Raw genomic sequence first — 25425 nt, forward strand, 5'->3', positions numbered from 1 at the left:
GAGGGAAGTTACAGATGACGATGGAAATGGTGTGTTCATCATTAGCTGAAATTAGTCTTATGCACAAAAATCCTGGTTTGCGCTCAATTCTGGAGGGTTTATGCTTAAAAAATTGTAAATGCGTGCAAAAAAAAGAATTTATGCACAAAAACTAACCATTTATGCACAAAACGAAAAATAAGACAAAAAATGTCAAATTCCGCCGCGTGTTCCCCCGCTCCACCCCGCACAAAATAAGTACCCCGTTAGCAAAAAAAGACCAACCCCGAAAAGGATTGGTCTTCTACACAAAATTTAAAACAAGCTCGTACTATGAAGCGGCTGTACTTTAGCCTTAGGATCGATATAGGATTTTGCGTTATTCACCGCAGTCGGTGCTTCACCAAATCCGCAGGCAATCAGCTTCACCTTACCATCGTACGTACAAATATCACCAGCAGCATAGATTCCTTGAATATTCGTTTCCATTTTGGAATTGACCACAATGGAGTTTTTCTCGATTTCAAGGCCCCAGTCTTTGATCGGCCCCAATGAAGACACGAAGCCGTAGTTAACGATGACGTCATCTACATCAAGTACTTCTCTTTCTTCCGATTTCACTTTTTCAAGCACCACTTGATTAATGGCGTTTTCGTCGCCGATAAGCTCAACTGGTACGTAAGGTGTTTTTATTTCCACCTTGGAGTTCATCAAGAGTTCCACACTGTGCTCATGTGCGCGGAACTTGTCACGGCGATGGATCAGGGTCACTTTTTCGGCGATTGGTTCAAGCATAAGCGCCCAGTCCACTGCTGAATCCCCACCACCGAAGACGACGACTTTTTTACCAGCGAACTTGTTCATGTCATCCACAAAATAATGGATGTTTTTGTTTTCATATTCCATCGCATTTTCCAGTTCAAGACGTCTAGGCTGGAAAGCGCCGTTTCCTGCTGTAATGATGATAGCTTTGGAATAGTGTGTTTCTTTATCAGTGGAGATTTTGAAAGTCCCGTCTCCCATTTTTTCCAACGTTTGAACAGACTGTTCCAATGCAACCGTTGGCTCAAACTTGGACATCTGCTCTTTCAGGTTGTTGATTAGCTCTTGCGCACGAATTTTCGGAAAACCTGCAATATCATATATGTACTTTTCCGGATATAAAGCAGATAATTGACCGCCCAATTGTGGCAGACTTTCGATGATTTTAACACTTGCCTGTCTCATTCCCCCGTAGAAAGCAGTGAACAAGCCTGTTGGTCCTCCACCAATAATGGTGATGTCATATACTTTTTGTTCTTCGTTCATCTCTGTCTATCCCCCTAAACATTGATATAACTTCCTCTCTTTATCATAGCATAAATTCAGAATAATATCTTTTTTCATTAGGGCGAATGCTGTCACCTTTCAGCTGAAAGACTGTAAAATAGTAATAATAAAGGCTTGAACGGAGTTCTCTGCCGTTTTTTTATCAAAATTTTCTAAAGGTTTCAAAACAATCTTTTAGTCTTGAAAAAAGTCAAGAAAAAGAATATGATGTTATGTAGGCAAATATATTTCTGTGACAAATTTCGCACTTTTATGCCGTTCTTATTCGTGAAGTGTTTCACAAACATTTTTCTTCTCATTTATCATTAAAAACCTTCCTTTAAGGGGATTGTAAGAATAGGTTTAGTGGGATTTGTCTAGCGTCTTTATTTTTCTTTATTTATACTTAATAAAAATATTCTAAAGGTGGATGTGATTCGATTGAAAAAGCCAAGTATAGTAATTTTAGGTGCAGGTTATGGTGGATTGATGACGGCTGTACGTCTTCAAAAGATGATCGGAGTAAACGAAGCGGATATCACGCTTGTTAATAAAAATGATTACCATTATGAGTCTACATGGCTGCATGAAGCATCTGCAGGGACTTTGCCTGCGGATCGCACTCGCTACAAGGTGTCAGAAGTAATCGATAAGAGCAAGGTACACTTCTTGCATGACACAGTTACAGGCATCAACAAGGAAGCAAAAACTGTTGCGTTGACTAAGGGTGGGGAAATTTCCTATGATTACCTGGTTGTCGGTCTAGGCTATGAAGCGGAAACATTTGGTATCAAAGGCTTAAAAGAGCATGCTTTCTCAATTGCAAACCTGAATGTTGCCCGTAAAATCAGAGAGCATATTGAGTATCAATTTGCGACATACAATACAGAAGCTAACCGTCGCGATGATCGTTTAACGATTGTTGTTGGTGGAGCTGGATTCACTGGTATCGAATTCTTGGGTGAATTGGTAAACCGTGTTCCTGAGCTTTGCAGCGAGTTTGATGTACCAAAAGAAAAAGTACGCATCGTATGTGTAGAGGCTGCCCCAACTGTTCTTCCTGGGTTCGATCCGGAGCTTGTTGAATATGCAGTAGGTACATTAGAGCGCAAGGGCGTAGAATTCAAAATCGGTACTGCAATCAAAGAAGCAACAGAAGAAGGCATTATCGTTGCGAAGGATGAGCAAGTGGAAGAAATCAAAGCAGGCACTGTTGTATGGGCTGCTGGTGTTCGTGGAAACCACTTGGTTGAAGATTCCGGGTTTGAAAACATGCGCGGACGTGTGAAAGTAGATCCTTACCTAAGAGCACCTGGTCATGATGATGTATTCATCGTTGGGGACTGCTCCTTGATCATCAACGAAGAAATCAATCGTCCATATCCTCCTACAGCTCAAATTGCGATGCAACAAGGAGAAGTATGTGCGAAAAACCTGGCTGTTCTGGTTCGCGGTCAAGGCGAAATGCAAACATTCACTCCTGACTTAAAAGGAACCGTATGTTCATTAGGTGAAGATGATGCGATCGGTGTAGTATTCGGACGCAAAATCATGGGTTCAAAAGCATCCTTCATGAAGAAGATGGTTGATAACCGTGCTCTTTACATGATCGGTGGAGCTGGACTTGTCATGAAAAAGGGTAAATTCAACGTATTATAATTTTTATATCAAGCCGTCCTTCTTATGGGCGGCTTTTTCTTATGGAGAATTACTGATAACATATAGATAGAAGAGAGACTAAGGGGTTGCTATCATGTCAAAAAGAGGAAATGTTTGGTTGGCTGTAGCCGGTGTAGTGAGGTCAGAGGACGGAAAATGGCTCGTGGTGAAGAAGAAGTATGGGGGACTTAGAGGTAAATGGTCTTTTCCGGCTGGCTTTGTAGAACAGAATGAAACAGTGGATGAAGCGGTGAAAAGAGAGATCTTAGAAGAAACAGGAGTGACGGTTAGGGTAGAGGGCCTGATTGGCGTGCGATCGGGTGTCATCAAAGGAGAAATCAGTGATAATATGCTGATTTTTCTCTGCAGGCCACTAGACGAAGCGGTGCTGTACCAGCAAAGTGAGCTGTCGGATGCCGCATTTATGACAAAAGAGGCGTTAGAGGAAGATCCCGACACATCCTTGCTCATCCATTATTGCATCAATCAAGAGAATCTTTCGTTACTTAAAGGAACGAAACCCATGAATCCGGGAGATATCTTTGGCTATAGCTCCTATAAATTATTTTTCTAAAGATTCCGAAAATTTAAGAAAAAAAGAGATTGAAATAGATTCAATGTAATGTTATCGCTTACATTAGGTTTTTTCGCTATTTTCGTCCCTTTGCAGAATATATAAATGATGATATATTATCAGAAAATTAAATTAAATTTCTGTTTTAAGAGAAAACATCATTTGGAGGGATATGGAATGAAAAATCAACTGCAAACAGAGAAAAAGGATTGTGTTTACTGTTCAGGTAAAGGATATTTTCAATTGCTGTTAGGTGGATCTGAAACCTGCAATTGCTGTGGTGGAAGCGGCAGAAAATAAGATAAATGGCACTATGACATAGGTTCGGACAAAATACCGACAAATGTGATAGTGTTTTTTCATGTGGCTTTTCAAATATAATTGACTCGCATCAAGCCATTCAGTACACTAAGAAAAGATGTGTATTGGAGGTGCGTGGTATGAATATACCAATATTGCTTATTTCGATCGTACTATTTTTTGTGTTATTTTTTGGAATTGGATTCCTTCTAAATATGTTATTGCGTATGTCCTGGATTATGGCAATCATCTATCCAGTGGTTTGTATATGGATTATCGTGCAAGATGACTTGAATCTCATAGACTTTTTCAGAAATACTGGGGAAGCATTCTCAACGGTGGGGAAAGGGATTGCCTCCTTGCAGATGGCTGATATCTCAATCCTGATCAGTGGTTTTATGGGAGCAATCCTTTCCGGTATTGTCATAAAAATGCTGAGAAAAAGCGGATATCAGATGTTCTAAAAAAAAAGAATCGACCAAAGTCGGTTCTTTTTCTTTTGCTTTTAAAACATCGCTGTTAGTTTGCGAACCTGACTTCGATTCACGCGAGCAAAAGTTGTGGAAATTTGGAGTTCGGGCGAAAAAGAGGTAAGTTCGGGCGTGAATTTTCTAATTCGGGCGTAAAACAAATTTTACGGGCAAAAATCCAACGATTCGGGCGAAACCCCCAAGGAACGGGCGAATCCCTAAAACCTGACTTAGCTCCGTGGTGAAAAATCGGGTGGACGGATGATATTTGCTGCAATAGGCTGGTAAAATGGTCAGTTTTTCACCACATAAGACTCATCATATTGCAATTGGAGGCTATTTATTGGCATTTTGAACTCCGCTATTTCTTATTGCAAAACGGGTCTTTTTTTATGTAAAAAAAATAATAGATTGTTAACATTTACTGGAAAAATAACGTGTTTACTAGACAAATCTCACAAAAGTGGAATATTTCTTGGTGAAAGAGGGAAGAAATACTTTGTGAGAGGAGTGATTGTATCACATGAAAACGGCGAAGACGATATGCCGAAGGATGGTTACAGCGATTTTGTTTACTCTGGCGCTATTTGTAACCTTTCAATCTTTATCTGGTGTGGAAGCATCGACCATACAGAATTGGCTAAAAGAAAATGAAATTTATACATCGAAAGAAACTGGCGAACATGAACATAAAGGCTTTTTTAAAAAAATCGGATTGGATTGGAAGAATTTAAAGATTGCATTTGCTACTCCAACACTTGTTTCTTCCGAAGAGGCGGTGGAGTCTTCCAAAAGGCTTGAGGATATGGATTGGAGTGGATACGAAAAGCAGACGGTATCTGCTACCGGTTATACAGCAGGCATAGAGTCTACAGGAAAAAACCCCGATCATCCAGGGTATGGAATTACATATTCAGGACTTCAGGTCCGAAGAGATCTCTATTCTACAATTGCAGCAGACATAAGTGTATTTCCAATCGGGACCATTCTTTTTATACCGGAATACGGATATGGAGTGGTGGCCGATACAGGCAGTGCCATCAAAGGGAAAAAGATTGATCTATACTATGAGACAGTCGAGGACGTATTTTCCGAATGGGGAAAAAGAACCCTTGACGTCTATGTGGTCAAAAAAGGTGACGGAAAAATCACAGAAGAAGAGTTGACCTTACTGAATGAAGAAGAAACGATGCAGGTGTTTCGTCAGAAATTCATAGGGGACAGTGAAAGATAATTTGGACAAGCTGAATAGCTGATAAAATGGTCGATACTATCATAAAAGATAGTTCGACCATTTTTTTTCTGTGGGAAAGATTTCGGGATGCAAAAGCTTGGCAAGTTTTTGGAGTCCTTCCAGCAACCTTGGAGAGGGACGGCAGAATAGACGTTCTTCCAGTACAAAAATGTTATCCTGCTTCACTGCATTAGTTTCTTTCCAGCCAGGCCTTCTACGAACATGGTCAGGGTTCATTTTGGATTCCTTCACACCGACCCAAATCATGCAAATGACATCGGGATTCCTCTGCCTGACATCCTCCCAATCAGTCTGATAGCTAGCCACTTCCTGGTCAACATACATATTGCTGCTGCCCGCCAATTCGCTTATCTCCGTCAGCCAGTTTACCAATCCTGGAGTGAAAACCGGCTTTGGCCACCACTCCCAATATACCTTAGGTTTCATTTTGACGGTTGTGGCAAGCTCTTTGTACGATTTAATGAATGCATCCATGGACTCCGCTACTTGTCTGGCAAGCTCTTTCCTATCAGTCAGCTCCCCAACTTGCAATAAGTCGTTTTGAATATCCTTTAAAGTTTGTGGATTCAATACAATATGTGGAATGTTTCTTTTTTGAAGTGTTTCAATATTACGTTCCATTCCGGGTACACTAAGGCTCGCGAGAACAAGATCGGGCTTCAGTGCTTCCACTTTATCCATATCAATCTGAAGATCAGGCCCAAGCCTTGGCAGATGGGTGACTTCTTGTGGCCAGTCAGAGAAATCATCCACCCCTACCAAATCATCAATCAGATCTAGGTAATACAGTAATTCCGTATTACTAGGGCATAATGAAATGAGTCGCATTCTATCACCTACCAAATCTCTGTAAAATAATGAAGCACAAGCGTAAGGAATATTCCTGTTAACCCCCCAAAGAAAACTTCAATCGGTTTGTGTCCGAGAAGTTCTTTCAGGTCCTTGACTTTTTCCTGTTCGTTCATCTTTGGCCACTTTTTTGTTTCTTCTACAAACCGGTTAAAGTCCCCGACCAATTTATTCAACACGATTGCCTGTTCCCCTGCATGCCTTCTTACCCCCGTTGCATCAAACATGACAATGATCGCAAACACAGTTGCCACTGAAAAAATGGGAGAAGCCAAACCGACCTCAAGCCCCACTCCAGTTGCCAACGCAGTTACCGCAGCAGAATGGGAGCTCGGCATCCCGCCGGTGCTTGTTATGAGGGACCAGTCAATTCTTCTCGTAGCAATAAATTGAATGGGTACCTTTACAAATTGTGCGAAAAAGATTGCTGCGAGTGCAGCCCATAACGGAAAATTATCGAATAGTTCCATGCCTCTCCAACGCCCTTTCTATGATGAAATGAAATATATACAATTTACAGGTAGACTCTTCCTTACTATACCCTTTCTCTTTCGTTGTAGCACTTTTCTTTAGTAAGAAATTCCTTTTTAAAGAGTGAAGGGTCTATCTAATAATTATGAATTATTTTAATCCTTTTGTTAAGATTATAATAAGAGATTTTTTGAAGGGGATTATGTAATGGTCATTTACCCAGAAGAATACTATGAATTTTTCATTTCTTTTAACGAAGGGGATTATTATACATGTCATGATTTGTTGGAGGAAATCTGGATGACCGATAAGGAAAATTACTTTCTAAAGGGTTTGCTGCAAATGACGGTGGCCATTTACCATTATGAATACGGTAATGTGAAAGGTGCGCGTCTGATGATGCACGCCGGTCTCGTGTATATCCAGAAGTATCGTCCGAAGTTTTGGGGAGTCGACCTGGAAAAGGTCAACGAGTTCATTGTTAATTGTTTGGCTACTTTTCCTCAAGACATTGATAGGGTCCCATTTGAGGAGGTTACTAATCTGCCGGAGCTTCCTTCTCTTGTGCTTTTTTTGGAAGATGATTAGAAACTCGAAATATTTCTTCTTTTTCGATATAATAGAGACAAATATGTTGGAGGTGCCAGAGAATGTTTACAGTACAAAATCATACGGATTTTACAGAGCAGCAAACGGCAATCATTGTAGGGCTTTCAGAAAAAAATAAAAAGGTGGAAGGTCTGCTCGGAGAATTGGATGCTCAGCTTGACGGCCAGATTACCGATCTATTAAAGGAAGGCGACATTAGCTCCAAGAAGAACAAAATAGCTAAAATACATACGTTTGGAAAGACATCTTTTAAAAGGATTTTTGTTGTAGGTTTAGGCAGAGAAGAGAAATTGAATTTTGAAGAGCTTAGAAAGGTTTTTGGCAGAGTGGCAAAAACGATTCAAGAGTCAAAGTATACGAGCGTTGCAATCGCTTTGGATTCGTTTCTGACAGATAAAATGGATGCTTTGGATGCAGCCCATGCTTTAGGAGAAGCCATTCCGATGGCTACCTATATGTATTACGGATATAAAAAGAAATCCAATGAACCAGAGGTAAAGCTTGCGAATGTCATGGTTATTACCGATTCCGATAACGAGGAGATCCAGGCGAGCTTGAAGGTCGGATACCAGTTCGGAACAGGAACCAACTCGGCACGTACGTTGGTCAACCTTCCAGGAAACATGCTCACAGCGACGGATATGGCAAATTACGCATCCGAACTATCAAAGAAATACGGATTTGAATTGGAGATCCTGGAAAAAGAGGATATGGAAAAGCTTGGAATGGGCGCGTTGCTGGCTGTAAACAAGGGCTCAGTCGAACCTCCAAAAATGATTGTCATGAAGTACCAGGGGAAAGAAGAATGGACGGACGTGATCGGTCTTGTTGGGAAAGGTATCACTTTTGACACTGGCGGTTATTCCATCAAGCCAAAGGACGGCATTGTCGGCATGAAATCCGATATGGGTGGTGCAGCGTCTGTTCTTGGTGCCATGGAAGTAATCGGGGAGCTGAAACCGGAACAGAACGTACTGGCAGTTATCGCCTCTACCGATAATATGATCAGTGGAAACGCCTTTAAGCCGGACGACGTTATTACGTCGATGAGCGGTAAAACAATCGAGGTACTGAACACGGATGCAGAAGGCCGCCTAGTATTGGCAGATGCCATCACCTATGCCAAGCAGCACGGGGCCAACTATCTTGTAGATGTTGCGACGCTGACAGGCGGTGTGATCATTGCATTAGGAAACCACACTACCGGTGCGTTGACAAATAATGAGGATCTATTCGAACAGATTCTCGAAGCTTCCTATGAAGCGGGAGAGGAAATGTGGCGGCTTCCGATTTTCGAGCACGCGAAGGAAAGAGTTCGCAACAGTAAAGTGGCAGATCTGAATAACTCTCCTGGTCGCGACGGACATGCCATCTTCGCAGCTGCATTTATCGGCGAATTTGCGGAAGAGACGCCTTGGGTACACTTGGATATCGCCGGAACAGCAACAATCAAATCGAATCATGATTTAGGCCCAGCAGGCGGAACGGGTGTCATGGTAAGAACGCTGGTGACGTTTGTGCTGCGTTTTGGTGAGACGGAAGAGGAATAATAGATGTATCACACACCTTCACTTTTGAAGGTGTGTTTTTTTGTTGCGCAACCTGTTTCTTACATCGACACTTCCTCTCTTTTCCTATCATTTTTTGTTGACACCCCTAAGTAATCGTGATAATTTAGTTTTATGCTTTTTTACTCTAATTCTCTAATAGTTTAATATAGTAAAGCGAAAATATAAATCGTACTTACTGAAATGAAAGGAAGTAACACACATGAATGCAGTCCTTATAGCAGTTTTAGTTATGCTCGTATTAAGTTTACTTAGAATAAATGTTGTATTGGCGCTGGTAACGGGTGCGTTGATCGGAGGTCTGGTCGGAGGATTGGGCCTTGAAACGACAATCAATACGTTTACAGATGGACTTGGTGGTAATGCCGCTGTTGCCTTAAGCTATGCATTGCTTGGGGCATTTGCAGTCGCTTTGTCCAATACGGGCTTGCCGGATGCACTTGTTGAAGGTGCCTTGAAGCTGGTCGGGTCGAAGGGGGATACTCGAAAAATGGCTCTATCAAAGGTACTGATCCTCATGATTATTCTTGCCGTTTCGATTATGTCCCAAAACGTGATACCGGTGCACATTGCCTTTATTCCTATCCTAATACCTCCATTTTTGAAAGTATTAAATGAACTGAAAATTGATCGCCGTTTGACCGCGACCATTATCACTTTCGGTTTAACGGCACCTTATATACTATTACCTGTAGGATTCGGTGGTATTTTCCATGATATCCTGAAAACCAATATAGCCGAGAGCGGAATGGATATCAGCCTTTCTGATATCCCGATGGCGATGCTTATTCCGACATCAGGAATGGTAGTAGGCTTGTTGGTTGCCATTTTCTTCAGTTATCGAAAAGAAAGAGACTATTTACAGGAAGATATTGCAGGGCAGCAGACAGAGAGTTATACAAAAAAATCACTTACTGTTGCGATTGTTGCTGTACTTCTTTCTCTTGCTTCACAACTGTATCTGACGGAAGTAGTCGGGGTTCAAGGGATGATCTATGGATCTCTCGTAGGTATCATCATCCTTTATGCTGGTGGTGCGATGAAATTTAATGAAACAGATGTTATTTTGACTTCAGGTATGCGCATGATGGCATTCATCGGATTTGTCATGATTGCTGCATCCGGATTCGCAAGTGTGCTAAGGGAGACTGGCCACATTGAATCATTGGTGGAGACATCTGCAACATGGATTGGGACGAACCAGCTCCTGGCCGCGTTTGCGATGTTATTGGTAGGCTTGCTGATTACGATGGGCATCGGCTCTTCCTTCTCTACCATTCCGATTATTGCTGCCATCTTTGTTCCTCTTTGCATGGAGCTTGGATTCAGCCCGATGGCAACCATCGCTATAGTCGGAACAGCTGCAGCGCTTGGAGATGCAGGTTCGCCCGCTTCCGACAGTACGCTAGGGCCAACATCAGGTCTGAACGCAGACGGACAGCACAACCATATCTGGGATACTTGTGTACCGACATTTATCCACTACAATATTCCACTGATTATCTTTGGTTGTATTGCTGCGATGATATTATAAGATGGTCCGGGTAACATTTGGGTAACATGGGTAACAAAAAATTAGAGGCTTTCCATGAGTCGGGAGAACTTGTGGGCAGCTTCTTTTTTTCTTGTTTTCGTAATATGCAAATAGATTTGTGTTGTTGTTTCATCATTTGTATGCCCCAGTCTTTCCATTATAGCTGGTAAACTTACTCCAGCTTCTGCTAGAAGGGAGGTATGTGTATGTCTGAATGAGTGTGGAGATAGGTCCGTGCTAATAACACCTATATTCTTTAATAAACGCTTCATTCGATGATTAGTATTAATAACAGTTTCAGGGTAACCAGGATTTTTATTATCTGTTTTTGCAAAAACAAAATCAGCATCGTGGTAATTTTTTCGGAATTTCATTTTTATTTTATTTTGGTATGCTCTATGTTTTTCTAATACATTTAATATAACTGCATCCACATCAAGTATTCTTTTGGACCCTTTTGTTTTGGGGGGAAGAAGAACGTAATCTCCACCTTTGTTACCAGGGTTATAAATTGTCTTAGTGATACTGATGGTTCCCTCGTTAAAATCGATATCCTTCCACTTAAGCGCGCAAAGCTCACCGATCCTCATCCCCGTGTAAGCTAAAAGCATAAAAATCGGATAATCTTTATAAGGACTCTTTTCCTTAGCTATTTTAAGAAAAAGCGATAATTCCTCTTTCTCCATGTATTTAGGTATTTCATTTTCATTTTCCATCTCTTCAACTGTTTTTTGTGTTTTTGGAATCTGCGCATACTCTGTAGGATCTTTTATTATCAATTCCATCTCCAAAGCTTTCTTAAAAATCATTCTTGCTGTTCTATGAATGCCTACAATAGTGTTGTCTGCATATTTTTTATTTCTAAAATCATTTAGAGCGTTTTGGTACATTTTCCTTGTTAAATCTTTTAGTTTAATTTTTGCAAAGTAATTTAGTAAAACATTCACTTCAAACTTGCGTATTTTAATAGTGCTAATTTTAATTTTTCCAGTCGCTTCGTACAAATCGAGCCATTCAGAAGAAAATTCTTCAAATGTCAATTTCGTTTCCTGGACGACGGATCCTCGTGATAACTCAACTATCAAAACTGCAGCTGCCTCTTGTGCTTCTGATTTGGTCTTGAATCCGCCTTTCTTTTTCTGTCTCCTCTTCCCTGTTTTCGGATCCAAACCTATATCAAGGATATAGGACCACTTTGCACCGCAAGTACACTTTTTTGTTTTCTTACTTTCGCCTTTTGAATCAACACATTTGCAATGCGGTTTATAAAAATGTCCTTTCATAATTTACCTCCTAATTTACCCAAAACTTTACTTCTACAACTTTCCCAATAATATAAACATCTTTTGCAGAGACTAGTTGAGGTTCCATTGTTGGATTAGAAGGAATTAACATACACATATCACCATGACGTTTAACTCTCTTCAAAGTTGCATAATCTCCATTAACAGCAACAACAGCGATTTCATGTGGATGTACTTCCTCCTGCTTAGCCACGATCACAATATCACCTTCATGTATCCGGTCCCCTATCATACTGTCTCCCTTTACTCTTAAAGCAAACCCTTGTTTTCCGTTAAGTGTGTGTGGATCAACCAGTGTATAACCCTCGTTATTTTCAATCATTTCTATAGGTTGTCCAGCTTGTATATTCCCAAGTAGCGGGACCTTTACCATCGAATCAGCGTAGTATGCAACTGGTTCCTTAGCGTAATGGTTTGTTTTATTTTCTTGAGGGTTATAAAAATTATCAGTTTTCCCTTTATTTAAAGATTCACCTAGAGCATTCCAAAATTCTAAAACGTCTTGTTCGTTTTCATATTTCTCTTGTTCTTGTTCAGTCATATGGAAATACCCTGGGTACTTTTTAGAAAGATTTATCGCTTTAATAATAATCTCGTTATCAATAAGTTTAAGAATGTCACGAACACTTGGATGAGAGCCGTAAATTAAACCTGCCCACACCAATGGAGTAGGATCTCCGCCAGTTACCTCAGCGAATGCTTGGTTTATTTCTTCGGATGCAGGATATTTAGGGTTGTTTCTTAACTTTGAAATATAAGTACGATCAACCTTTACCCCTTTTGCATTTTTCATTTTCTCTGCTATCTCCGCTAAGGTCATACCGCTTTTCTTGATATATGAATCAATAAGTTCTGAATAATTCATTTTGTTATCTATCCTCCATATCTTAATCTCAGTAACAATATTAACATATCGTTGAATAAATAATCAACGTTTTTTAAAACGAGTGAACTTTTAGTCATTGACAATTTGAAACGCCACTTGCTATGATAAATCTACAAAGTGACGAAATAATCAACAGTAGAATTTTTAGTCACATCCCGGCGAACAGGAGGTGAAAGAATGAAATATCAAACTCTTCTTAAGGAAGCGATCGAAAACAAAGGCCTCTCATTAACACAAATTTCGTTTCGCTTAGCAAAAAAGGACATCTGTTTAGACAAATCGGTACTAAGTAAATTACAGAACGGGAAACTTCCCCCGGCTAAAGATGAGATCAATATAGCACTTGCTGAAATATTGGAAATTGACATTGTTAAATTTAGAATTGCTGCAGCGAAAGAGATACTGCCTGAATCATTATTCAAACTTATTAAGTCAGCTGGTTAAACAAAATAGAGGGGATGAAGAAAATGAATGTAAAGAAAGCGTTGGAAGATTATCCGGAAATTATGACTGCTGCACACATCTCAGAATATCTACATATTTCGCGCAGGAGAGTTTACGAGTTGTTTCAGGTCCCACCGAGTAATGGAGGAATTCCAGTTATTCAAATTGGCATTACTAAGAGAGTAAGGAAAGACAGCTTTGTGAGTTGGTTAAATAATCAAGAAAGAAAAGCCATCTAAATTTAAGAGTCTTTAGAAAGAAGGGAATTCACATGAATTTAGCAGAAAGAGAAGCAAAAATTCTTGAACTTGGTAAACAAACTAAAGCTTTGCTTGAACTTCACTTAGAAAATCCAAAGGAATACTCAAAGGAGTACATCATGGAAAGGTTGTTCAATTCGTACGAAAGGATGGAGTTGGATTTAGAGAAGTAGACCCAAATAGCGACATAGAAAGGAAGATGAGAATGTCCTTAGAAGAAATTCAAAAGCGATATGCAAAAGGTTATGACTACACTGTAAGAGAACATCGCAATCAGTTATACAACGATATGGAATGGTTAATGGACGAGGTTTTGAAACTAAAATCAATGATTGAAAACGGAGTGACATTCGAGGACTTATACAATCCAGACGATGAAATAAATCCGCATTGTAGATAATTCGCAATTCGAAGATAATGCTCCTGCAATCCAAGGAGCTTTTACAGAAGGACAAGCTTAAAGGAGGTGAAATGTTGTTTGCGCTGATCGTGTTCGCTTCACTGATGGTAGTTGCTGGTGTGGGAATGTGGACTGTGGAAAAGGTAGGACTCACTGATCGTGTAGTTGCTTGGGTGGAAAAATTATAAACCAAAGGGGGATATGAATATGAAAACTCTACAAAATAATGAATCTGTAACAAAAGAAAAATACTTATCTCTTATTAACAAAATGGGTAAAATCGTGCAGCTGAAGGAAATGTATGAAAATCGTGGGTTGGGCGGAATGACATATCACTTGTCCAAGGTGTTGAAACAACTTCACATTGAAAAAGAAATGATGAAAGCTGCTCTTGCAAAATAATAAAGCAGCCTAGTGCTGGAACACTAAGGCTGCCCGTTATGAATCCGGTAAAGAAAGCGTAGTTTTATTTTAGCACTGTGGAAGTGCTGCGGCAAGCTTCGTTTCTGTATTGCCGCACTGTCTTAGACAAAGGATGGTTATCGGTTACCCTCTAGCCGCCCCGACTGTCTGCCCTCTAGGATGGTGCGGTGCTACAGACACCACTTTATTGTTCTTACTACATATTATATCCGGAAGGAGGACAAGTATTCCTACTTTTTAAAGAAAGGTGGAGAAAATGTTGAATCTAGTCCAAAGGAAATGTTGGGAGTGTCACCAGACGTTCACAGTACGTGAAGATGAAGAGTTTGATGTTGTATGTCCGAATGGTTGCTACGAGAAGAAAGAAGCGCCAGGACTGCCCACAGAATACGAGGGCGATGATGCCTGTGGGGATGAGATAAGGAAAGGCGATTATATCCTAGTCCACAATGGAGAGATCATCCTGGAGTCAAACGCAATCGATTATCTGGTGGATATATTGGGTGCAAAAAGAAAAATAGCAGGGGAGGAAGAATGATGGATTACAAAACAAAAAAGAAGTGTCAGGAAGAACTTCAAAAAGCTTTAAAACTAATTGCTGCAATTAATGAAACGCATAGCATGATTCTTGATTTGGAGGACAGAGGGATTACGAGAATGGATTTGGCACCATTCAAAATTGATGAAGGTTCACCTCGACCATATATCCTTTCTGAAATGCTTATCAATCACAAGGAATTCTCTAAAGTTGTGAAGTACGCTTTAATCGGTTTCCTAAAAGATCACAAAAAAGGATTGCATGCAGCTCTTGAAGAGGTAGTCACAATCAAAGGTGTTCACCTCGACCTGAAAGCATAAAAATGACCCACATTGGCCTGTGAGTCATTCCGGGTAGTTCCTATAGAACCGAGCCTACTAAAATTCTATAGGAAATGCCCCAATAAATCAATTGGAGGTAAACATGAAACGGATCTCATTTATCGAAATAGAATTAACAAATTTCAAAAACCACACATCTTTAAAGGTGGCTCTCAGCGACATTACCAACATCCATGGCCGCAACGGTGCCGGCAAGTCATCACTTGGTGACGCTGTGACCTGGTGCCTTTATGGAAAGGATGTAATGGGCTCCAAGCTTGAACCTATGCCTATAGGTACTGACCTAGAGTCTGCAGTGAAGCTGCTTATTGAAGTAGATGGCACTCAAATTCTCCTGTCACGTAGCCAAAAGAAAACAGCAAAGTATTACATCAATGAAGTTCCTGAAAAGGCCACTGCATTTAAAGAGTTGGTGGACTCTCTATGGGATGAAAAACTATTCTTCTCACTATTCAACCCAACGTTCTTTTCAAGTCAGAAATGGGATGAACAACGGACTCAGCTGCTTCGATACATCAGCGAACCTTTGAATAAAGAAGTATTAGATAAGATGGAGAGTCTGGACAAAGAGGCGCTAGAAGACAATCTTAAAAAGTACACATTGGATGACCTTGAAAAGGTACATCGTGACCGCTACAACAAAAACGATAAGGCATATGAACGAGCAGCTGAAAGATCTTTAACGCTAGAAGAACAATTGAAGAAATACGCTGATTCAAATGTCAATGAGCAAGAGCTTATCACTCGAATAAACACTCTGAAAAAACAAAGGGAAGCTCTGGACAATCAGGATAAGGAAATCATCCAAAACAACCATGAGCGTATCCGATTAGAAAGCAAATTGAATGGATTTGCTGATCAGATTGAGCGACAGAAACAATTGGTCAATCGGATTAAAGAAGAACAAATTCAAGAGAACTGCAGCAAGTGCGGCCAACCTCTGGACGAAACTTCTGTCCAAAAGGTGAAGGACGAAAGACAGAGGAGGTTCAACTCAGAGGTCGAGAACGGGAAAAAGTTGGTGCAGGAAAGGAATGCTGTACAAACTATCCTGAACGCTCTTCCTGATAAAGTTCAAATCGATACTAGGGAAAAAATGAAAATCGATGATGAAATCATGCAGATTCGTTTTCAACTAGATGCCATCAGTCGGGTTGCCAACTTGGAGAATGAAATCAAAGAGGCGCGCCTGCAGACAGAGGCTATCCGGAAAGATCGTAATGAATCACAACGCATTGTGGAAGCAATCAAGAAGTTTCGTACCATTCGCTCTGAGATGATGGTCAACAAGGTGGACAACCTCTTTACCAAGATCACTGTGAAGCTATACGAAAAACTGAAGAACGGGGAAGAAAAGGCCACCTTTGAAATTGAAATGGATGGAAGACCTTACAGCAAGCTCTCTACAGCTGAAAAAATTAAAGCCGGTCTTGAACTTATCGAAGTACTGTCCAAGCAAGCTGAGGTCATTGTTCCTACTTTTGTGGATAATGCGGAGTCCATTCTTCACTTCACTTCACCGCCTGGTCAGTTGATCGTTGCGAGAGTGGTAGATGAGGAGTTTAGTATAAAAAATGTTTCGTTTGAGATAGGGCAACCAGATGGCTCCAAATAATAATCCTATCAATGTTTGTGCCAACAACAGCTGTGAGAAACCCATTTTCAAAGGTGATACTGTATGGAAACTAGGTAGAGAATTGTACTGCCATATCAGATGTGTAGCTGAAACCATGAGGGAGGAAGATAAAAAATGAGCAAAAACCAACTTGCACCAATTAACACGAATGAATTTGAAAATTACTTCACTCAAAAGGAACTGGATGTTGTAGTCAATAGCATTGCCAAAAACGCTACAAATGAGGAGCTTGCTCTATTCATCCAAATCTGCAAGCACAACGGACTGGATCCTTTCAAGAATCATATCTACTTCATCAAGTACGGTAACCAGATGAGCATTCAGGTATCTGTAGAGGGTATTCAGTACCTTGCCCAGCAGCGTGAAGACTACCGAGGTGTTACGACTCAATTGGTTCACGAGAATGACGAAATCGAATTTGCTGTTGATGAAAACACCCAGGAATTAAGAGTGGTCAAACATAGTTTCAAGTTCCCGCGCGGTAAAGTGGCAGCTTGCTATGCGATCGCTAGAAGAGAAGGATTCCCTGACAAGTTGGTAATTATCGAGCGTGAAGAAGTTGAGCACCTAAGTAAGAAATCAGGTAGCCAATGGAACACCTACTTTAACGATATGTTCAAAAAGCATGTTCTAAAAAGAGCACTTAAAGCTCAATTCGGTATTGACGTTGATGATCAGGACCAGCAGCAGGAAATGGACAGCTATCAACCGCGTGAACGAGTGGACATTACCCCTGAGAACAGTAAAAGTATCTCGGTTAATGAAGGTGAAGTAATTGACGCTGATGATGCGCTTGCAAAGATATGGGCCGATATTCAGGGTATGGTGAATGACCGCGGTGTAAGCAAAGAAGATTTGAAGGATTACATCCAAGAGAAGTTCCAAAAGAAAAGCAAGGAATTAACACTTCAGCAAGTGGTCGGCCTTAAGAAAATGCTAGATTTCGATTTTCCTAAGCAAAAGCCGGGCGCTGAATCCATGAGTTTCGATGATTTTGAGGGCATGGAGCTGGAATAGATGAAGTACCAGGTGGAATTGCCATACACCTATAAATCACTGTCTCGTGGTAACAAAAAGCTTTATGTCCGGTATATAAAGGGTTACATGAAACTTTATTATCCCGGGCTTAAAGCCAAAGAGATTATTCCTAAAGGCGAAAGCCTGGCAGACATAGTAATTTGTATCAAGAAATAGGGGGTGAAGGGACTTGGCTAATGTTCAAGTGGAAAATGGCTACATAAGAATTGCAAACGAGCTGATGGACGAAATAATCAGGCGGGATTTTTCAAAAAGACAAATAGCCATCCTTCACCTCATTATCCGATTGTCGTATGGCTGCAATAGGAAAAATTGCATGCTGAATAAATTAAATGACTTTGAAATAACAGGGATCTACAAGCAAGACATTCGGAAAGAATTGATTTATCTATCACAAGCAAAAGTGATCGGATGGGATAAGGACAGCAACATATTTTCTCTAAATAAAAACTATGAATCTTGGCAAATCAATCCGAATAAGGGTTGGGTTGATAATAAGCTGGATCAATTAGTTCATTTAAACCTGAGAGAGCGAAAAGTAAGTAAAACACTTACTGATTTAGAGGGTGTAGTAAGTAAAACACTTACTGAAACGGGTGTGAAAGTAAGTAAAACACTTACTCAAAAGTTCGTAAAACACTTACTGGACTTGCCCGAAATCAATTGGGAGAGTAAGGACGAAGGCACTCTTAAAGACATTATTAAAGACATTTATTTAAAGACAAATAAAGAGGAGGAGGAAAGAAACACTGTGAAGAGGATTTTAGAACTCCTTCAAAAGAGCAAAATCGTCGGAGAAAAAGACATAAATGATTTCCTTAGGGATGACATAAATGATGTCTTTGAAAATTTCGGTTTCAACGATCCTCAAATAATGATTGAAGAAGCTATCAAAGAAGCTGCAAGAGGCAATGGACGAACCTGGTTATTTGTCTATAACAAATTACGGAAGTGGAAAAAGGAAGGAATCAAGTCAGTGGAAGATCTGGAACACTTCCAGTTAAATATCAGGTCCCATAAGAAAGCCAACAATGTGGACTATGATGCCTTAGCAAAGGAGTTTGAAAGTGAATAAGAGGGAAGTCTTGGAGGTTATCCAATTAATCGAAAAGATGTACAACTATCCTTTTACGAGAAACATCTTACCTTCTGAGCAACAGACTAAGATTAAGACTATCGCTGAAGCATGGCATGAGTTCTTAGAAGACCAAGATTTCAACCAGGTAAGGTCCAAGGTGAAAAAACATGTATTAACAAACAAGTTTCCACCTACCATAGCGGATCTTTACGAACTGCCATCTGAATCAAAAGTAAATCATGAACATCTTGCTTTCATGAGGAAGTTACGGAGTGGATCGCGTGATTAATTACGAAGCTGAATGCGCCATATTGGGCTGTATCTTAATCGATAACACCATCATGTCAGAAATCAACTTGAAGACAGAGCACTTCCAGCACTATCAAAACAAAGAACTGTTTATCGCCATGAAGGCAATAGCGGATAAGGACCAACCAATAAACGCAATTACAATCATTGAACAGATTGGACGGCATAACCTGAACAGGATCGGAGGGACTGCACACCTTTCCCATTTGAAAGAAAGCGTTCCTTCCGTACATGGGTTTAAAAACTATGAATCATCTGTAATTGAAGCGTGGAAAAAGCTTAATATCCACAATATTTTAAAGCCAGTTGTGGAAAATCCGGAATTTAACACTACAGATATTCAAAAAGTGATTAAGCAGCTGAATGACATTGACAAGACTGGCACCAAAGAGAAATTCGATTTAAAGCAGCACTTGGTTCAGATGTATGAATTACCTCTTATCAAAGTTGAAAAAGGCTATTCCGGAATCCCGAGTGGGTTCATGGATCTTGATGATATGACTGACGGGTTCCAGGATGAAGACAGTATTATCATCGGAGCCAGGCCAAGTATGGGGAAGACAGCTTTTGTATTGAATGTGGCTGCAAACGCAGGTTTCAAAGGAGCAATACCAGTCATATTCTCACTTGAAATGAGTGCAGAGAGCTTGATTAAACGAATGCTATGCCTACTTGGTGGAATTCAAGGGATTAAGGCTAGAAACCCTTACCATTATTTCGATGACGCTGATCGGCAGAACTGGGTAACAGCAATCGGGATTCTGGAAAGGATTAATCTTCAGATATTCGACAAGGCTGGCCAAACAGTCAACGAAATGAGGGCCCATGTCCGGGATGTAAAGAGGGAGAATCCCGATAAGAAGATATTGGTCATGATTGATTATCTAACCCTTATCAAGGCAGAGGAAAGTCACAATGGAAATGCTCATTTACAAGTTTCCGAGATTAGCAGCAACTTGAAAGGGATGGCCAAGGAATTCAAATGTCCCGTCATTACGCTTGCCCAATTGTCTCGTGGTGTAGAACAAAGAGCCAACAAGAGACCGGTCATGTCAGACCTAAGAGAAAGCGGCAGCATCGAGCAGGATGCAGATATCATCGGGTTTTTATACCGGGATGAATATTATGATGCTGAGTCTGACAAGAAAAGCATTCTAGAAGTGGATATAGCCAAACAAAGGAACGGGCCCACCGGGAAAGTTGACATCTATTACAACAAAGAAACTCAACGAATGCGGGATCTCCATCAGAGAAATGCAAATTAGAGATTGGTATTTAGATGCTGTTGATTATAACCAAGAGTCCCTTTTACTACTCCTAGACTTCCTCATATACGAAAAGAAGGTACTTACCATGGAGGACGATGAAGAAAAGCTGCAGTTCTACTTCCAGGAAAAGTTTCGCAATAGGATGAATGAGCATTTGAAGAAATATAAAGAGCAGTTAGAACTGCAAACAGGAGGATAGAAATGCGGTTATCCCAAGCGGTAGAGGAGGAAAAAAGGGCACTTATCCACAGACTTTTCAACATGGGATATACACGAACATCGGACGGAAAAGAGCTTAACCAGTTGACGCTAACAGAGGTCACAGCAATTTTTCAAAATCAAAAAAGGAGAGAGGAGCTGAGGAAGTGTTAATCAATAAACTTTGTCACAAAGCACACGAAACTGCAAAGAAGAAAGGCTGGTATGACAAGCCAATTGAAACCTCAACACAACTTGCACTGATTCACAGTGAAGTGAGTGAAGCGCTCGAAGCTGATCGCAAAGGAACAGAAGAAGAATTCGCTGAAGAATTAGCGGATATTTGCATCCGGGTATTCGATACTGCTGGCAGCAAGGGGATTGACCTGGAGCACCACATCCTTAGAAAGATGGAACTTAACAAGCACCGGCCATACAAACACGGAGGTAAGAAGTATTGAGATTCGTAGGAATTGACCCCTCATCAAAAACTGGATTTGTTGCTTTGGATGCACATTGTCGGGTGCTCCGCGAAAAAGAACTTACAGGTATAGGTTCAGTGGATCCAAAACGCATGGTGACCCTTATTAACGAGGTAGTGGCTCATCTTCAGCCAGAAGACATTATCTGCATCGAAGGATTCCCCTTCAGTACACAAAAAGCAATGTTTGCAGGGGGATTGCACCACGGGATAAGAAATGAGCTTTACAAGCGGAAATTAGGCTATTACGAGGTAGCACCAAATGCAGTAAAGAAATTTGTAAATATCACCGGCTGGGAAGGGGAGAAAGGAAGCAAGAAGCGTCTAACTGGCAAAGCCAAGAAAAAAGCAGTAATGGATGCAGTGGAAGGTCATTTCGGCTTTACTCACAAAAGCGACAACGTGGTGGATGCTTATATCCTAGCAAGAATTGCGTTGGAATGCTTCTTTGTGCGAGAAACCAATTCTGCTACCCTTTCAAACTACCAGGCCCAAGTCATAGAAAAAATATTAGAAGGAGCGTGTTAAAACATGCAAGTAACTGTAAAAGCAAACTTCAATAAGCAAACGAAAGATAGCAAGAAAGAGCTCATCCAGTTTTATGTGAAGGGTGATGACGAGAAAAAGCAAGAACTGTCCCAGATGACCCGGGAAGTGGTAGAGCTGCAGATCGAGGGCGTGGATGAAAAACTTACTTGCGAGTTCAGCAAAACCTCAAAGGATGGTAAAAAGACCACCCTTGAATTCATCGTGAAGGGTGACACATCAGCAGAGCAATCTTTCAATTTTTACAAGAAAGCTGGCTCGGATGTGACGTTGCATATCGTGGAATCTCAAATGAGTATCGATGAATTTAACGAAGCTCATGACGGAATCAAGTATCAGGTTGAACAAGATGGGTCAGTAAAAGTGGAGGATGGACAACTAAGTCTGGATGAATTAGAGAAAGAGGCAGAAACGGAATCAAAACTGCAGAGGGTCAAATAATGGCCGCTAGTAAGAAACAGAAACGACGACTGGGCAGAACAATTGCCCTTCGTCGTAAAACTGTATATAAGCAGCAGATGGACAGAGCATGGCGAAATTTTTGTATAAAACTAGGAATCATTAACGAATAGGAGTGATCACATGCCAGCAGTATCAACGATAATGAAAAAGTTTAAAAAGCAGGAATTAGCCGAGCGATTGATAGCAGCTGAAGCGAGACTATCCGAGTTAGAGCGTTATGACAAACCATTGGTTTTTGCATCAGACGGAACGGTGCTTGGTTCTCAAGTCTATGTGGAAGGGAAAGCCTTGGAGAATCTGACCACGCTTAGAATCAAACTATACCACCTTCACATAGTGGAAGTTTCATATGAGCAAATGGACGGGCGGAAGACGGGGATATCTCGAAACTGGCTATACGGTGAGGACCCGGAGTTAACGGAATTTTATAAAGAGAACTTGGAGAAACGCAGGAAAGAGAGATGGGCGCAGCGTGTTTGAAATCGATTGTCTTTAAAATTGATGAAGTTGAGGTGGATTGAAAGTGATTGGAAAAGTAACCGTTTGGTACATGACGGAAGAGGAGCTGCTAGAGTACCGAAAAAAGCATCCGGTTAAGGCAGATAATAAAAAACTAAATAAAAAGAAAGAGGCTTTCTCTAATATCCATACCTATGGCAAACGAGTGAAAAAGAAAAACAATTAAATAATGAATGAGGGATGAACATGAACCATGACCAATGGTTAACATGGCAGAAGCAAGTCATCCGAGAAGAGCGCAGAGAAGAGGAAATTAGAAAATTGAATAGTAAAACCCAGCTGCAGTTTAATGCCACTGTGAAAGATTCATTGAGGAAGGTGGAATTGAGGAAATAAGTCCTGAAAGCTTACAATGATACTGAGGTGATTAAAATGGACTTAATTCTAAAAAGTGAAATTTCTGAAGCAAAATTGAAACTCATTCATATTGCTTTGGATATTCAATCTGGAGAATGTAAACGGGATCCTGAAGGGTTAGAGGTAAAAGTAGAAGAAGTTATTCGAATTCTGGATAAAGCCGAGCCAAAATAAAAAAAGCCAGGATCTACTCCTGACAAACTCAACTAAATTATAACATTGGAGGGGATCTTGGTGTCTCAATTACAGTTTAAATTGCCAGAAATAGATAGAGAATTAACCAAAAAGGCAGTTGAAAGTGCTCTTGAGAAATATCGATTTTATCTTCTTACAATTCCAGAAGAGAAGTTACCGCGAATAACACCTTCTTACTCGTTAGTACCACCATCAAACACCAATGAGTTTTATTCCTCCACTGAAGATGCAGTTATAAATCGAGTAGATGGCGAAAAGGATCGTTTGGAATATATAGAACGTATCAGAAGGGCTGTAAATCGCCTGGGAGCTCGGGAACGAGAACTTATTATTAAGAGGTACCTGGAAGAAGATGAAATATATGATTATGAGATATATAATGATGGAGGAATGAGTGAAAGAAGGTATTACAGGATAAAGGCGAGAATATTTTATAAGCTTGCTTTTATTCTTAGAATTGAGGTTTATAAGAGGGAGGAGCATCTAAATAATTAGGTGCTCCTTTGAATTTATGGGGGGAGATTGATAATGAGGATAAACCATTGCAAAGTTTTAATTGATGAAAGTAAGGAGCTATTAGAGATTTCAAAGAAAAATTATGAAAAAAAGTTCATATCCACGTATGATAAAATTCACTTTGAACCAAAAGTAAAAAGTATTCTCGAGCATTGCAGAAGTATTCTTGAATATACCGCACAAGATATCTTTGAAAACGTAATCTCTATTGAAGATAGAACCATCAAATTGAAAAAAAATAAAAATGTGTATTTTCCTTATGGTAAGAAGAAAGAAGATTTTTTAAAAAGTTTAAAAAAGAACTTACCAAATTTAGATAAACAAGACCTAAGGATTTATGAGCTGATTGAGAACTTACAGGATTATAAAAGACAACCCTTTAAAAAGTTTTTAAGTTATATGTGTAAAATTACAAATCATAATAAGCACAATCAATTATCTGAGAGTGTGAGGCAAAGTACTAAAGAACTAAGTATAGGTAGCTATATTAAAGTAGATGATAGTTCGAGTGTAACTGTTGAAAACTGTATTTTTGATGGGGTACCTTCAGGGAATTTTAAAATTGAAAATGGAGAAATAAAGGGGGCAATTAATCCAAGGTTGTTGTCCCAAGTAATAATAGTGGAAAATGGTTCTTTTGTTTTTAAAGATTCAAGTAATGATGTCATAGAGTTTTTAAATTTATGTATAGATGAAGTGGAAAACTATGTTGTTAATTTTTATGAAATACTTGGCAGACATTAGGCAGTATTTTGGCAGGAATAAGACAGAGCATTTTTCATCCAAGGTGTTATTATGGTATTAACGAAATATTTCAAAGAGGCGTTCCTTTTTACGAAGGAGCGCTTTTATTATGCCTATGGGGTGATGACATGAAATTATCCGACCATTTGAAAGATGATCAAAGGCAGCAGCTCATTGGAAAAGGGAAACCGAAAAAGAACAAGAAGGATGAACACATTGACTGGCATGACATGATGGGTTCTAATCGAGCGATTTATAAGCGTGTCAAAGGAGCAATAAGGAGAAAGTAATTAATAATATCGGATAATAGAATAGGAATTAACTTTTTTGGGTAAGAAGGAATATAGAAGTAAAATGTAGAAATATATGTTATATGATATAAATTTTTCAAAAAAGTCTTGAAAATTATCTCATAAGTGCTAAAATTTACAGTGCTACAAAAATACAAATAAAGGTAATGGTATTTATGGGAATATTAATGGCAATTATCAGGGTATGTTTTGTAATTTTTAGCTTGGTACTTCTAAGTACAATTCCATCCGAAAAAGAATTATTCTTTATTTCGAGAATAGCGTTTTATAGTATGCTTGTACTTGATTTCATAAACTTAATAAGATTTAATGCTGGATCTAAACGGCAAATGGCTATTACAGGTGCCATTATTACTGGAATAATTACGTTCATTGATATCTTTGGTTGGGCGAAATTTATCATTGTTAATTCTTCAGATAAATTAGTAGGAAATAGCGAATATATATTGATGAGAATTTTCCCAGATGTTCCTTTAGAAGGATATATAGTTAGTTCTTCAATTGTTACAATTATTGTCGTCTTTTGGGAAGTCTGGATTGAATTCAAAAGGAATACCATTATAGTAGGGAAAAAAGCAGAAGAAGCAGCATAAAT

38 protein-coding genes are annotated in these 25425 nt (G+C 39.8%); 33 read left to right on the plus strand and 5 right to left on the minus strand.

The window, feature by feature from the left end:
- Positions 1 to 294 precede the first annotated feature (294 nt).
- Positions 295 to 1287 carry an NAD(P)/FAD-dependent oxidoreductase gene (locus tag ACQCT5_RS10225; protein ID WP_499641511.1) on the minus strand — a complete coding sequence of 331 codons (993 nt, stop codon included), beginning with the start codon at positions 1285 to 1287 and terminating at the stop codon, positions 295 to 297.
- 432 nt (positions 1288 to 1719) lie between these two features.
- On the opposite strand from ACQCT5_RS10225, the gene ACQCT5_RS10230 reads away from it, so the two are divergent.
- The 5 genes from ACQCT5_RS10230 (at position 1720) to spsC (ending at position 5524) form a co-directional block, all read left to right on the plus strand.
- Positions 1720 to 2946 (plus strand): NAD(P)/FAD-dependent oxidoreductase, encoded by a 1227-nt coding sequence (locus tag ACQCT5_RS10230; protein WP_499641513.1) that lies wholly within the window; start codon positions 1720 to 1722, stop codon positions 2944 to 2946.
- 94 nt (positions 2947 to 3040) lie between these two features.
- Complete coding sequence (locus ACQCT5_RS10235; protein WP_499641514.1) at positions 3041 to 3520, plus strand: NUDIX hydrolase; 480 nt, start codon at positions 3041 to 3043, stop codon at positions 3518 to 3520.
- 177 nt (positions 3521 to 3697) lie between these two features.
- Positions 3698 to 3820: a YuiA family protein gene (locus ACQCT5_RS10240; RefSeq protein WP_417899109.1), complete on the plus strand. Its 123-nt coding sequence runs from the start codon at positions 3698 to 3700 to the stop codon at positions 3818 to 3820.
- Between the two features lie 140 nt (positions 3821 to 3960).
- Positions 3961 to 4284 carry a YuiB family protein gene (locus ACQCT5_RS10245; protein WP_499641517.1) on the plus strand — a complete coding sequence of 108 codons (324 nt, stop codon included), beginning with the start codon at positions 3961 to 3963 and terminating at the stop codon, positions 4282 to 4284.
- Positions 4285 to 4813: 529 nt separating this feature from the next.
- Entirely contained in the window at positions 4814 to 5524 is a 711-nt protein-coding gene (spsC, locus tag ACQCT5_RS10250) for a stationary phase survival protein SpsC (RefSeq protein WP_499641519.1), read from the plus strand.
- Positions 5525 to 5563: 39 nt separating this feature from the next.
- Here the strand turns inward: spsC and ACQCT5_RS10255 are convergent, their stop codons facing one another.
- Positions 5564 to 6373, minus strand: coding sequence for a cobalamin-binding protein (locus ACQCT5_RS10255; RefSeq protein ID WP_499641521.1), 810 nt, complete (start codon positions 6371 to 6373; stop codon positions 5564 to 5566).
- A gap of 8 nt (positions 6374 to 6381) precedes the next feature.
- Positions 6382 to 6864 carry a divergent PAP2 family protein gene (locus ACQCT5_RS10260; protein WP_499641522.1) on the minus strand — a complete coding sequence of 161 codons (483 nt, stop codon included), beginning with the start codon at positions 6862 to 6864 and terminating at the stop codon, positions 6382 to 6384.
- Between the two features lie 208 nt (positions 6865 to 7072).
- On the opposite strand from ACQCT5_RS10260, the gene ACQCT5_RS10265 reads away from it, so the two are divergent.
- The 3 genes from ACQCT5_RS10265 to ACQCT5_RS10275 all read left to right on the plus strand — a co-directional run bounded on the left by ACQCT5_RS10265 (position 7073) and on the right by ACQCT5_RS10275 (position 10576).
- Positions 7073 to 7453, plus strand: coding sequence for a DUF309 domain-containing protein (locus tag ACQCT5_RS10265; RefSeq protein ID WP_499641524.1), 381 nt, complete (start codon positions 7073 to 7075; stop codon positions 7451 to 7453).
- Between the two features lie 62 nt (positions 7454 to 7515).
- Positions 7516 to 9024 (plus strand): leucyl aminopeptidase, encoded by a 1509-nt coding sequence (locus ACQCT5_RS10270; protein WP_499641526.1) that lies wholly within the window; start codon positions 7516 to 7518, stop codon positions 9022 to 9024.
- Positions 9025 to 9244: 220 nt separating this feature from the next.
- Positions 9245 to 10576, plus strand: coding sequence for a Na+/H+ antiporter family protein (locus ACQCT5_RS10275; protein WP_499641528.1), 1332 nt, complete (start codon positions 9245 to 9247; stop codon positions 10574 to 10576).
- Between the two features lie 41 nt (positions 10577 to 10617).
- On the opposite strand, the gene ACQCT5_RS10280 is transcribed toward ACQCT5_RS10275, so the two are convergent.
- Together ACQCT5_RS10280 and ACQCT5_RS10285 are read right to left on the minus strand one after the other, a co-directional pair.
- Positions 10618 to 11859: a site-specific integrase gene (locus tag ACQCT5_RS10280; RefSeq protein WP_499641530.1), complete on the minus strand. Its 1242-nt coding sequence runs from the start codon at positions 11857 to 11859 to the stop codon at positions 10618 to 10620.
- Positions 11860 to 11869: 10 nt separating this feature from the next.
- Complete coding sequence (locus ACQCT5_RS10285; protein ID WP_499641532.1) at positions 11870 to 12745, minus strand: LexA family protein; 876 nt, start codon at positions 12743 to 12745, stop codon at positions 11870 to 11872.
- Between the two features lie 198 nt (positions 12746 to 12943).
- Here ACQCT5_RS10285 and ACQCT5_RS10290 point away from each other — a divergent pair, with 198 nt between their 5' ends.
- From ACQCT5_RS10290 to ACQCT5_RS10410, 25 genes are all read left to right on the plus strand, one after another.
- Positions 12944 to 13210, plus strand: a complete 267-nt coding sequence (locus tag ACQCT5_RS10290) for a helix-turn-helix domain-containing protein (protein ID WP_499641534.1) — start codon at positions 12944 to 12946, stop codon at positions 13208 to 13210.
- A gap of 23 nt (positions 13211 to 13233) precedes the next feature.
- A complete protein-coding gene (locus ACQCT5_RS10295) occupies positions 13234 to 13449 on the plus strand; it encodes a helix-turn-helix domain-containing protein (RefSeq protein WP_499641536.1) in 216 nt (71 codons plus the stop codon).
- A 32-nt stretch (positions 13450 to 13481) separates the two neighbouring features.
- Complete coding sequence (locus ACQCT5_RS10300) at positions 13482 to 13643, plus strand: hypothetical protein (RefSeq protein WP_499641538.1); 162 nt, start codon at positions 13482 to 13484, stop codon at positions 13641 to 13643.
- 26 nt (positions 13644 to 13669) lie between these two features.
- A complete protein-coding gene (locus ACQCT5_RS10305) occupies positions 13670 to 13870 on the plus strand; it encodes a hypothetical protein (protein ID WP_499641539.1) in 201 nt (66 codons plus the stop codon).
- 207 nt (positions 13871 to 14077) lie between these two features.
- A complete protein-coding gene (locus ACQCT5_RS10310; RefSeq protein ID WP_499641541.1) occupies positions 14078 to 14272 on the plus strand; it encodes a hypothetical protein in 195 nt (64 codons plus the stop codon).
- A gap of 277 nt (positions 14273 to 14549) precedes the next feature.
- On the plus strand, positions 14550 to 14831 hold the full coding sequence (locus tag ACQCT5_RS10315) for a YqaI family protein (RefSeq protein WP_499641543.1): 282 nt from the start codon (positions 14550 to 14552) through the stop codon (positions 14829 to 14831).
- Entirely contained in the window at positions 14828 to 15151 is a 324-nt protein-coding gene (locus ACQCT5_RS10320; protein WP_499641545.1) for a hypothetical protein, read from the plus strand. The genes ACQCT5_RS10315 and ACQCT5_RS10320 overlap by 4 nt, the downstream gene beginning before the upstream one ends.
- A gap of 103 nt (positions 15152 to 15254) precedes the next feature.
- Complete coding sequence (locus ACQCT5_RS10325) at positions 15255 to 16787, plus strand: AAA family ATPase (RefSeq protein WP_499641547.1); 1533 nt, start codon at positions 15255 to 15257, stop codon at positions 16785 to 16787.
- 135 nt (positions 16788 to 16922) lie between these two features.
- Positions 16923 to 17825 carry a RecT family recombinase gene (locus tag ACQCT5_RS10330; protein WP_499641549.1) on the plus strand — a complete coding sequence of 301 codons (903 nt, stop codon included), beginning with the start codon at positions 16923 to 16925 and terminating at the stop codon, positions 17823 to 17825.
- Between the two features lie 190 nt (positions 17826 to 18015).
- A complete protein-coding gene (locus tag ACQCT5_RS10335) occupies positions 18016 to 18921 on the plus strand; it encodes a replication protein (protein WP_499641551.1) in 906 nt (301 codons plus the stop codon).
- Positions 18914 to 19213 carry a replicative helicase loader/inhibitor gene (locus ACQCT5_RS10340; RefSeq protein WP_499641554.1) on the plus strand — a complete coding sequence of 100 codons (300 nt, stop codon included), beginning with the start codon at positions 18914 to 18916 and terminating at the stop codon, positions 19211 to 19213. The genes ACQCT5_RS10335 and ACQCT5_RS10340 overlap by 8 nt, the downstream gene beginning before the upstream one ends.
- Positions 19197 to 20498, plus strand: a complete 1302-nt coding sequence (gene dnaB / locus ACQCT5_RS10345) for a replicative DNA helicase (protein WP_499641556.1) — start codon at positions 19197 to 19199, stop codon at positions 20496 to 20498. Before ACQCT5_RS10340 ends, dnaB begins: the two co-directional genes overlap by 17 nt.
- Before the next feature lie 204 nt (positions 20499 to 20702).
- Positions 20703 to 20873 (plus strand): Fur-regulated basic protein FbpA, encoded by a 171-nt coding sequence (locus ACQCT5_RS10350; protein WP_499641558.1) that lies wholly within the window; start codon positions 20703 to 20705, stop codon positions 20871 to 20873.
- Positions 20867 to 21160: a pyrophosphohydrolase domain-containing protein gene (locus ACQCT5_RS10355; protein WP_499641560.1), complete on the plus strand. Its 294-nt coding sequence runs from the start codon at positions 20867 to 20869 to the stop codon at positions 21158 to 21160. The genes ACQCT5_RS10350 and ACQCT5_RS10355 overlap by 7 nt, the downstream gene beginning before the upstream one ends.
- A complete protein-coding gene (locus tag ACQCT5_RS10360; protein ID WP_499641562.1) occupies positions 21157 to 21708 on the plus strand; it encodes a RuvC family protein in 552 nt (183 codons plus the stop codon). The genes ACQCT5_RS10355 and ACQCT5_RS10360 overlap by 4 nt, the downstream gene beginning before the upstream one ends.
- A 3-nt stretch (positions 21709 to 21711) precedes the next feature.
- Positions 21712 to 22167 carry a hypothetical protein gene (locus ACQCT5_RS10365; protein ID WP_499641565.1) on the plus strand — a complete coding sequence of 152 codons (456 nt, stop codon included), beginning with the start codon at positions 21712 to 21714 and terminating at the stop codon, positions 22165 to 22167.
- The gene (locus ACQCT5_RS10370; RefSeq protein ID WP_499641567.1) at positions 22167 to 22298 is read left to right on the plus strand and encodes a DUF3983 domain-containing protein; all 132 of its coding nucleotides are present in this window, start codon (positions 22167 to 22169) and stop codon (positions 22296 to 22298) included. The genes ACQCT5_RS10365 and ACQCT5_RS10370 overlap by 1 nt, the downstream gene beginning before the upstream one ends.
- Before the next feature lie 10 nt (positions 22299 to 22308).
- Positions 22309 to 22668, plus strand: coding sequence for a hypothetical protein (locus ACQCT5_RS10375; RefSeq protein WP_499641568.1), 360 nt, complete (start codon positions 22309 to 22311; stop codon positions 22666 to 22668).
- A gap of 43 nt (positions 22669 to 22711) precedes the next feature.
- Positions 22712 to 22873, plus strand: a complete 162-nt coding sequence (locus tag ACQCT5_RS10380; RefSeq protein ID WP_499641570.1) for a hypothetical protein — start codon at positions 22712 to 22714, stop codon at positions 22871 to 22873.
- 20 nt (positions 22874 to 22893) lie between these two features.
- Positions 22894 to 23043 (plus strand): hypothetical protein, encoded by a 150-nt coding sequence (locus ACQCT5_RS10385; RefSeq protein ID WP_499641572.1) that lies wholly within the window; start codon positions 22894 to 22896, stop codon positions 23041 to 23043.
- 36 nt (positions 23044 to 23079) lie between these two features.
- Positions 23080 to 23238, plus strand: coding sequence for a hypothetical protein (locus tag ACQCT5_RS10390; protein ID WP_499641574.1), 159 nt, complete (start codon positions 23080 to 23082; stop codon positions 23236 to 23238).
- Between the two features lie 57 nt (positions 23239 to 23295).
- Positions 23296 to 23754, plus strand: a complete 459-nt coding sequence (locus ACQCT5_RS10395) for an ArpU family phage packaging/lysis transcriptional regulator (protein ID WP_499641576.1) — start codon at positions 23296 to 23298, stop codon at positions 23752 to 23754.
- 33 nt (positions 23755 to 23787) lie between these two features.
- The gene (locus ACQCT5_RS10400) at positions 23788 to 24519 is read left to right on the plus strand and encodes a hypothetical protein (protein WP_499641578.1); all 732 of its coding nucleotides are present in this window, start codon (positions 23788 to 23790) and stop codon (positions 24517 to 24519) included.
- Positions 24520 to 24647: 128 nt separating this feature from the next.
- Positions 24648 to 24809, plus strand: a complete 162-nt coding sequence (locus tag ACQCT5_RS10405) for a hypothetical protein (protein ID WP_499641580.1) — start codon at positions 24648 to 24650, stop codon at positions 24807 to 24809.
- Between the two features lie 176 nt (positions 24810 to 24985).
- A complete protein-coding gene (locus ACQCT5_RS10410; RefSeq protein ID WP_499641582.1) occupies positions 24986 to 25423 on the plus strand; it encodes a hypothetical protein in 438 nt (145 codons plus the stop codon).
- Positions 25424 to 25425: the final 2 nt, after the last annotated feature.

The sequence above is a fragment of the Sutcliffiella halmapala genome (assembly GCF_050107295.1).
Taxonomy (GTDB): Bacteria; Bacillota; Bacilli; order Bacillales; family Bacillaceae_I; genus Sutcliffiella_A; species Sutcliffiella_A halmapala_A.

Bases quoted from the DNA above. Each gene is read 5' to 3' on its own strand.
- ACQCT5_RS10225 (WP_499641511.1), bottom strand. From the start codon at position 1,287: ATGAACGAAGAACAAAAAGTATATGACATCACCATTATTGGTGGAGGA.
- ACQCT5_RS10235 (WP_499641514.1), top strand. From the start codon at position 3,041: ATGTCAAAAAGAGGAAATGTTTGGTTGGCTGTAGCCGGTGTAGTGAGG.
- ACQCT5_RS10240 (WP_417899109.1), top strand. From the start codon at position 3,698: ATGAAAAATCAACTGCAAACAGAGAAAAAGGATTGTGTTTACTGTTCA.
- ACQCT5_RS10245 (WP_499641517.1), top strand. From the start codon at position 3,961: ATGAATATACCAATATTGCTTATTTCGATCGTACTATTTTTTGTGTTA.
- spsC (WP_499641519.1), top strand. From the start codon at position 4,814: ATGAAAACGGCGAAGACGATATGCCGAAGGATGGTTACAGCGATTTTG.
- ACQCT5_RS10255 (WP_499641521.1), bottom strand. From the start codon at position 6,373: ATGCGACTCATTTCATTATGCCCTAGTAATACGGAATTACTGTATTAC.
- ACQCT5_RS10260 (WP_499641522.1), bottom strand. From the start codon at position 6,864: ATGGAACTATTCGATAATTTTCCGTTATGGGCTGCACTCGCAGCAATC.
- ACQCT5_RS10265 (WP_499641524.1), top strand. From the start codon at position 7,073: ATGGTCATTTACCCAGAAGAATACTATGAATTTTTCATTTCTTTTAAC.
- ACQCT5_RS10270 (WP_499641526.1), top strand. From the start codon at position 7,516: ATGTTTACAGTACAAAATCATACGGATTTTACAGAGCAGCAAACGGCA.
- ACQCT5_RS10275 (WP_499641528.1), top strand. From the start codon at position 9,245: ATGAATGCAGTCCTTATAGCAGTTTTAGTTATGCTCGTATTAAGTTTA.
- ACQCT5_RS10280 (WP_499641530.1), bottom strand. From the start codon at position 11,859: ATGAAAGGACATTTTTATAAACCGCATTGCAAATGTGTTGATTCAAAA.
- ACQCT5_RS10285 (WP_499641532.1), bottom strand. From the start codon at position 12,745: ATGAATTATTCAGAACTTATTGATTCATATATCAAGAAAAGCGGTATG.
- ACQCT5_RS10290 (WP_499641534.1), top strand. From the start codon at position 12,944: ATGAAATATCAAACTCTTCTTAAGGAAGCGATCGAAAACAAAGGCCTC.
- ACQCT5_RS10295 (WP_499641536.1), top strand. From the start codon at position 13,234: ATGAATGTAAAGAAAGCGTTGGAAGATTATCCGGAAATTATGACTGCT.
- ACQCT5_RS10300 (WP_499641538.1), top strand. From the start codon at position 13,482: ATGAATTTAGCAGAAAGAGAAGCAAAAATTCTTGAACTTGGTAAACAA.
- ACQCT5_RS10305 (WP_499641539.1), top strand. From the start codon at position 13,670: ATGAGAATGTCCTTAGAAGAAATTCAAAAGCGATATGCAAAAGGTTAT.
- ACQCT5_RS10310 (WP_499641541.1), top strand. From the start codon at position 14,078: ATGAAAACTCTACAAAATAATGAATCTGTAACAAAAGAAAAATACTTA.
- ACQCT5_RS10315 (WP_499641543.1), top strand. From the start codon at position 14,550: ATGTTGAATCTAGTCCAAAGGAAATGTTGGGAGTGTCACCAGACGTTC.
- ACQCT5_RS10320 (WP_499641545.1), top strand. From the start codon at position 14,828: ATGATGGATTACAAAACAAAAAAGAAGTGTCAGGAAGAACTTCAAAAA.
- ACQCT5_RS10325 (WP_499641547.1), top strand. From the start codon at position 15,255: ATGAAACGGATCTCATTTATCGAAATAGAATTAACAAATTTCAAAAAC.
- ACQCT5_RS10330 (WP_499641549.1), top strand. From the start codon at position 16,923: ATGAGCAAAAACCAACTTGCACCAATTAACACGAATGAATTTGAAAAT.
- ACQCT5_RS10350 (WP_499641558.1), top strand. From the start codon at position 20,703: ATGCGGTTATCCCAAGCGGTAGAGGAGGAAAAAAGGGCACTTATCCAC.
- ACQCT5_RS10365 (WP_499641565.1), top strand. From the start codon at position 21,712: ATGCAAGTAACTGTAAAAGCAAACTTCAATAAGCAAACGAAAGATAGC.
- ACQCT5_RS10370 (WP_499641567.1), top strand. From the start codon at position 22,167: ATGGCCGCTAGTAAGAAACAGAAACGACGACTGGGCAGAACAATTGCC.
- ACQCT5_RS10375 (WP_499641568.1), top strand. From the start codon at position 22,309: ATGCCAGCAGTATCAACGATAATGAAAAAGTTTAAAAAGCAGGAATTA.
- ACQCT5_RS10385 (WP_499641572.1), top strand. From the start codon at position 22,894: ATGAACCATGACCAATGGTTAACATGGCAGAAGCAAGTCATCCGAGAA.
- ACQCT5_RS10390 (WP_499641574.1), top strand. From the start codon at position 23,080: ATGGACTTAATTCTAAAAAGTGAAATTTCTGAAGCAAAATTGAAACTC.
- ACQCT5_RS10400 (WP_499641578.1), top strand. From the start codon at position 23,788: ATGAGGATAAACCATTGCAAAGTTTTAATTGATGAAAGTAAGGAGCTA.
- ACQCT5_RS10405 (WP_499641580.1), top strand. From the start codon at position 24,648: ATGAAATTATCCGACCATTTGAAAGATGATCAAAGGCAGCAGCTCATT.
- ACQCT5_RS10410 (WP_499641582.1), top strand. From the start codon at position 24,986: ATGGGAATATTAATGGCAATTATCAGGGTATGTTTTGTAATTTTTAGC.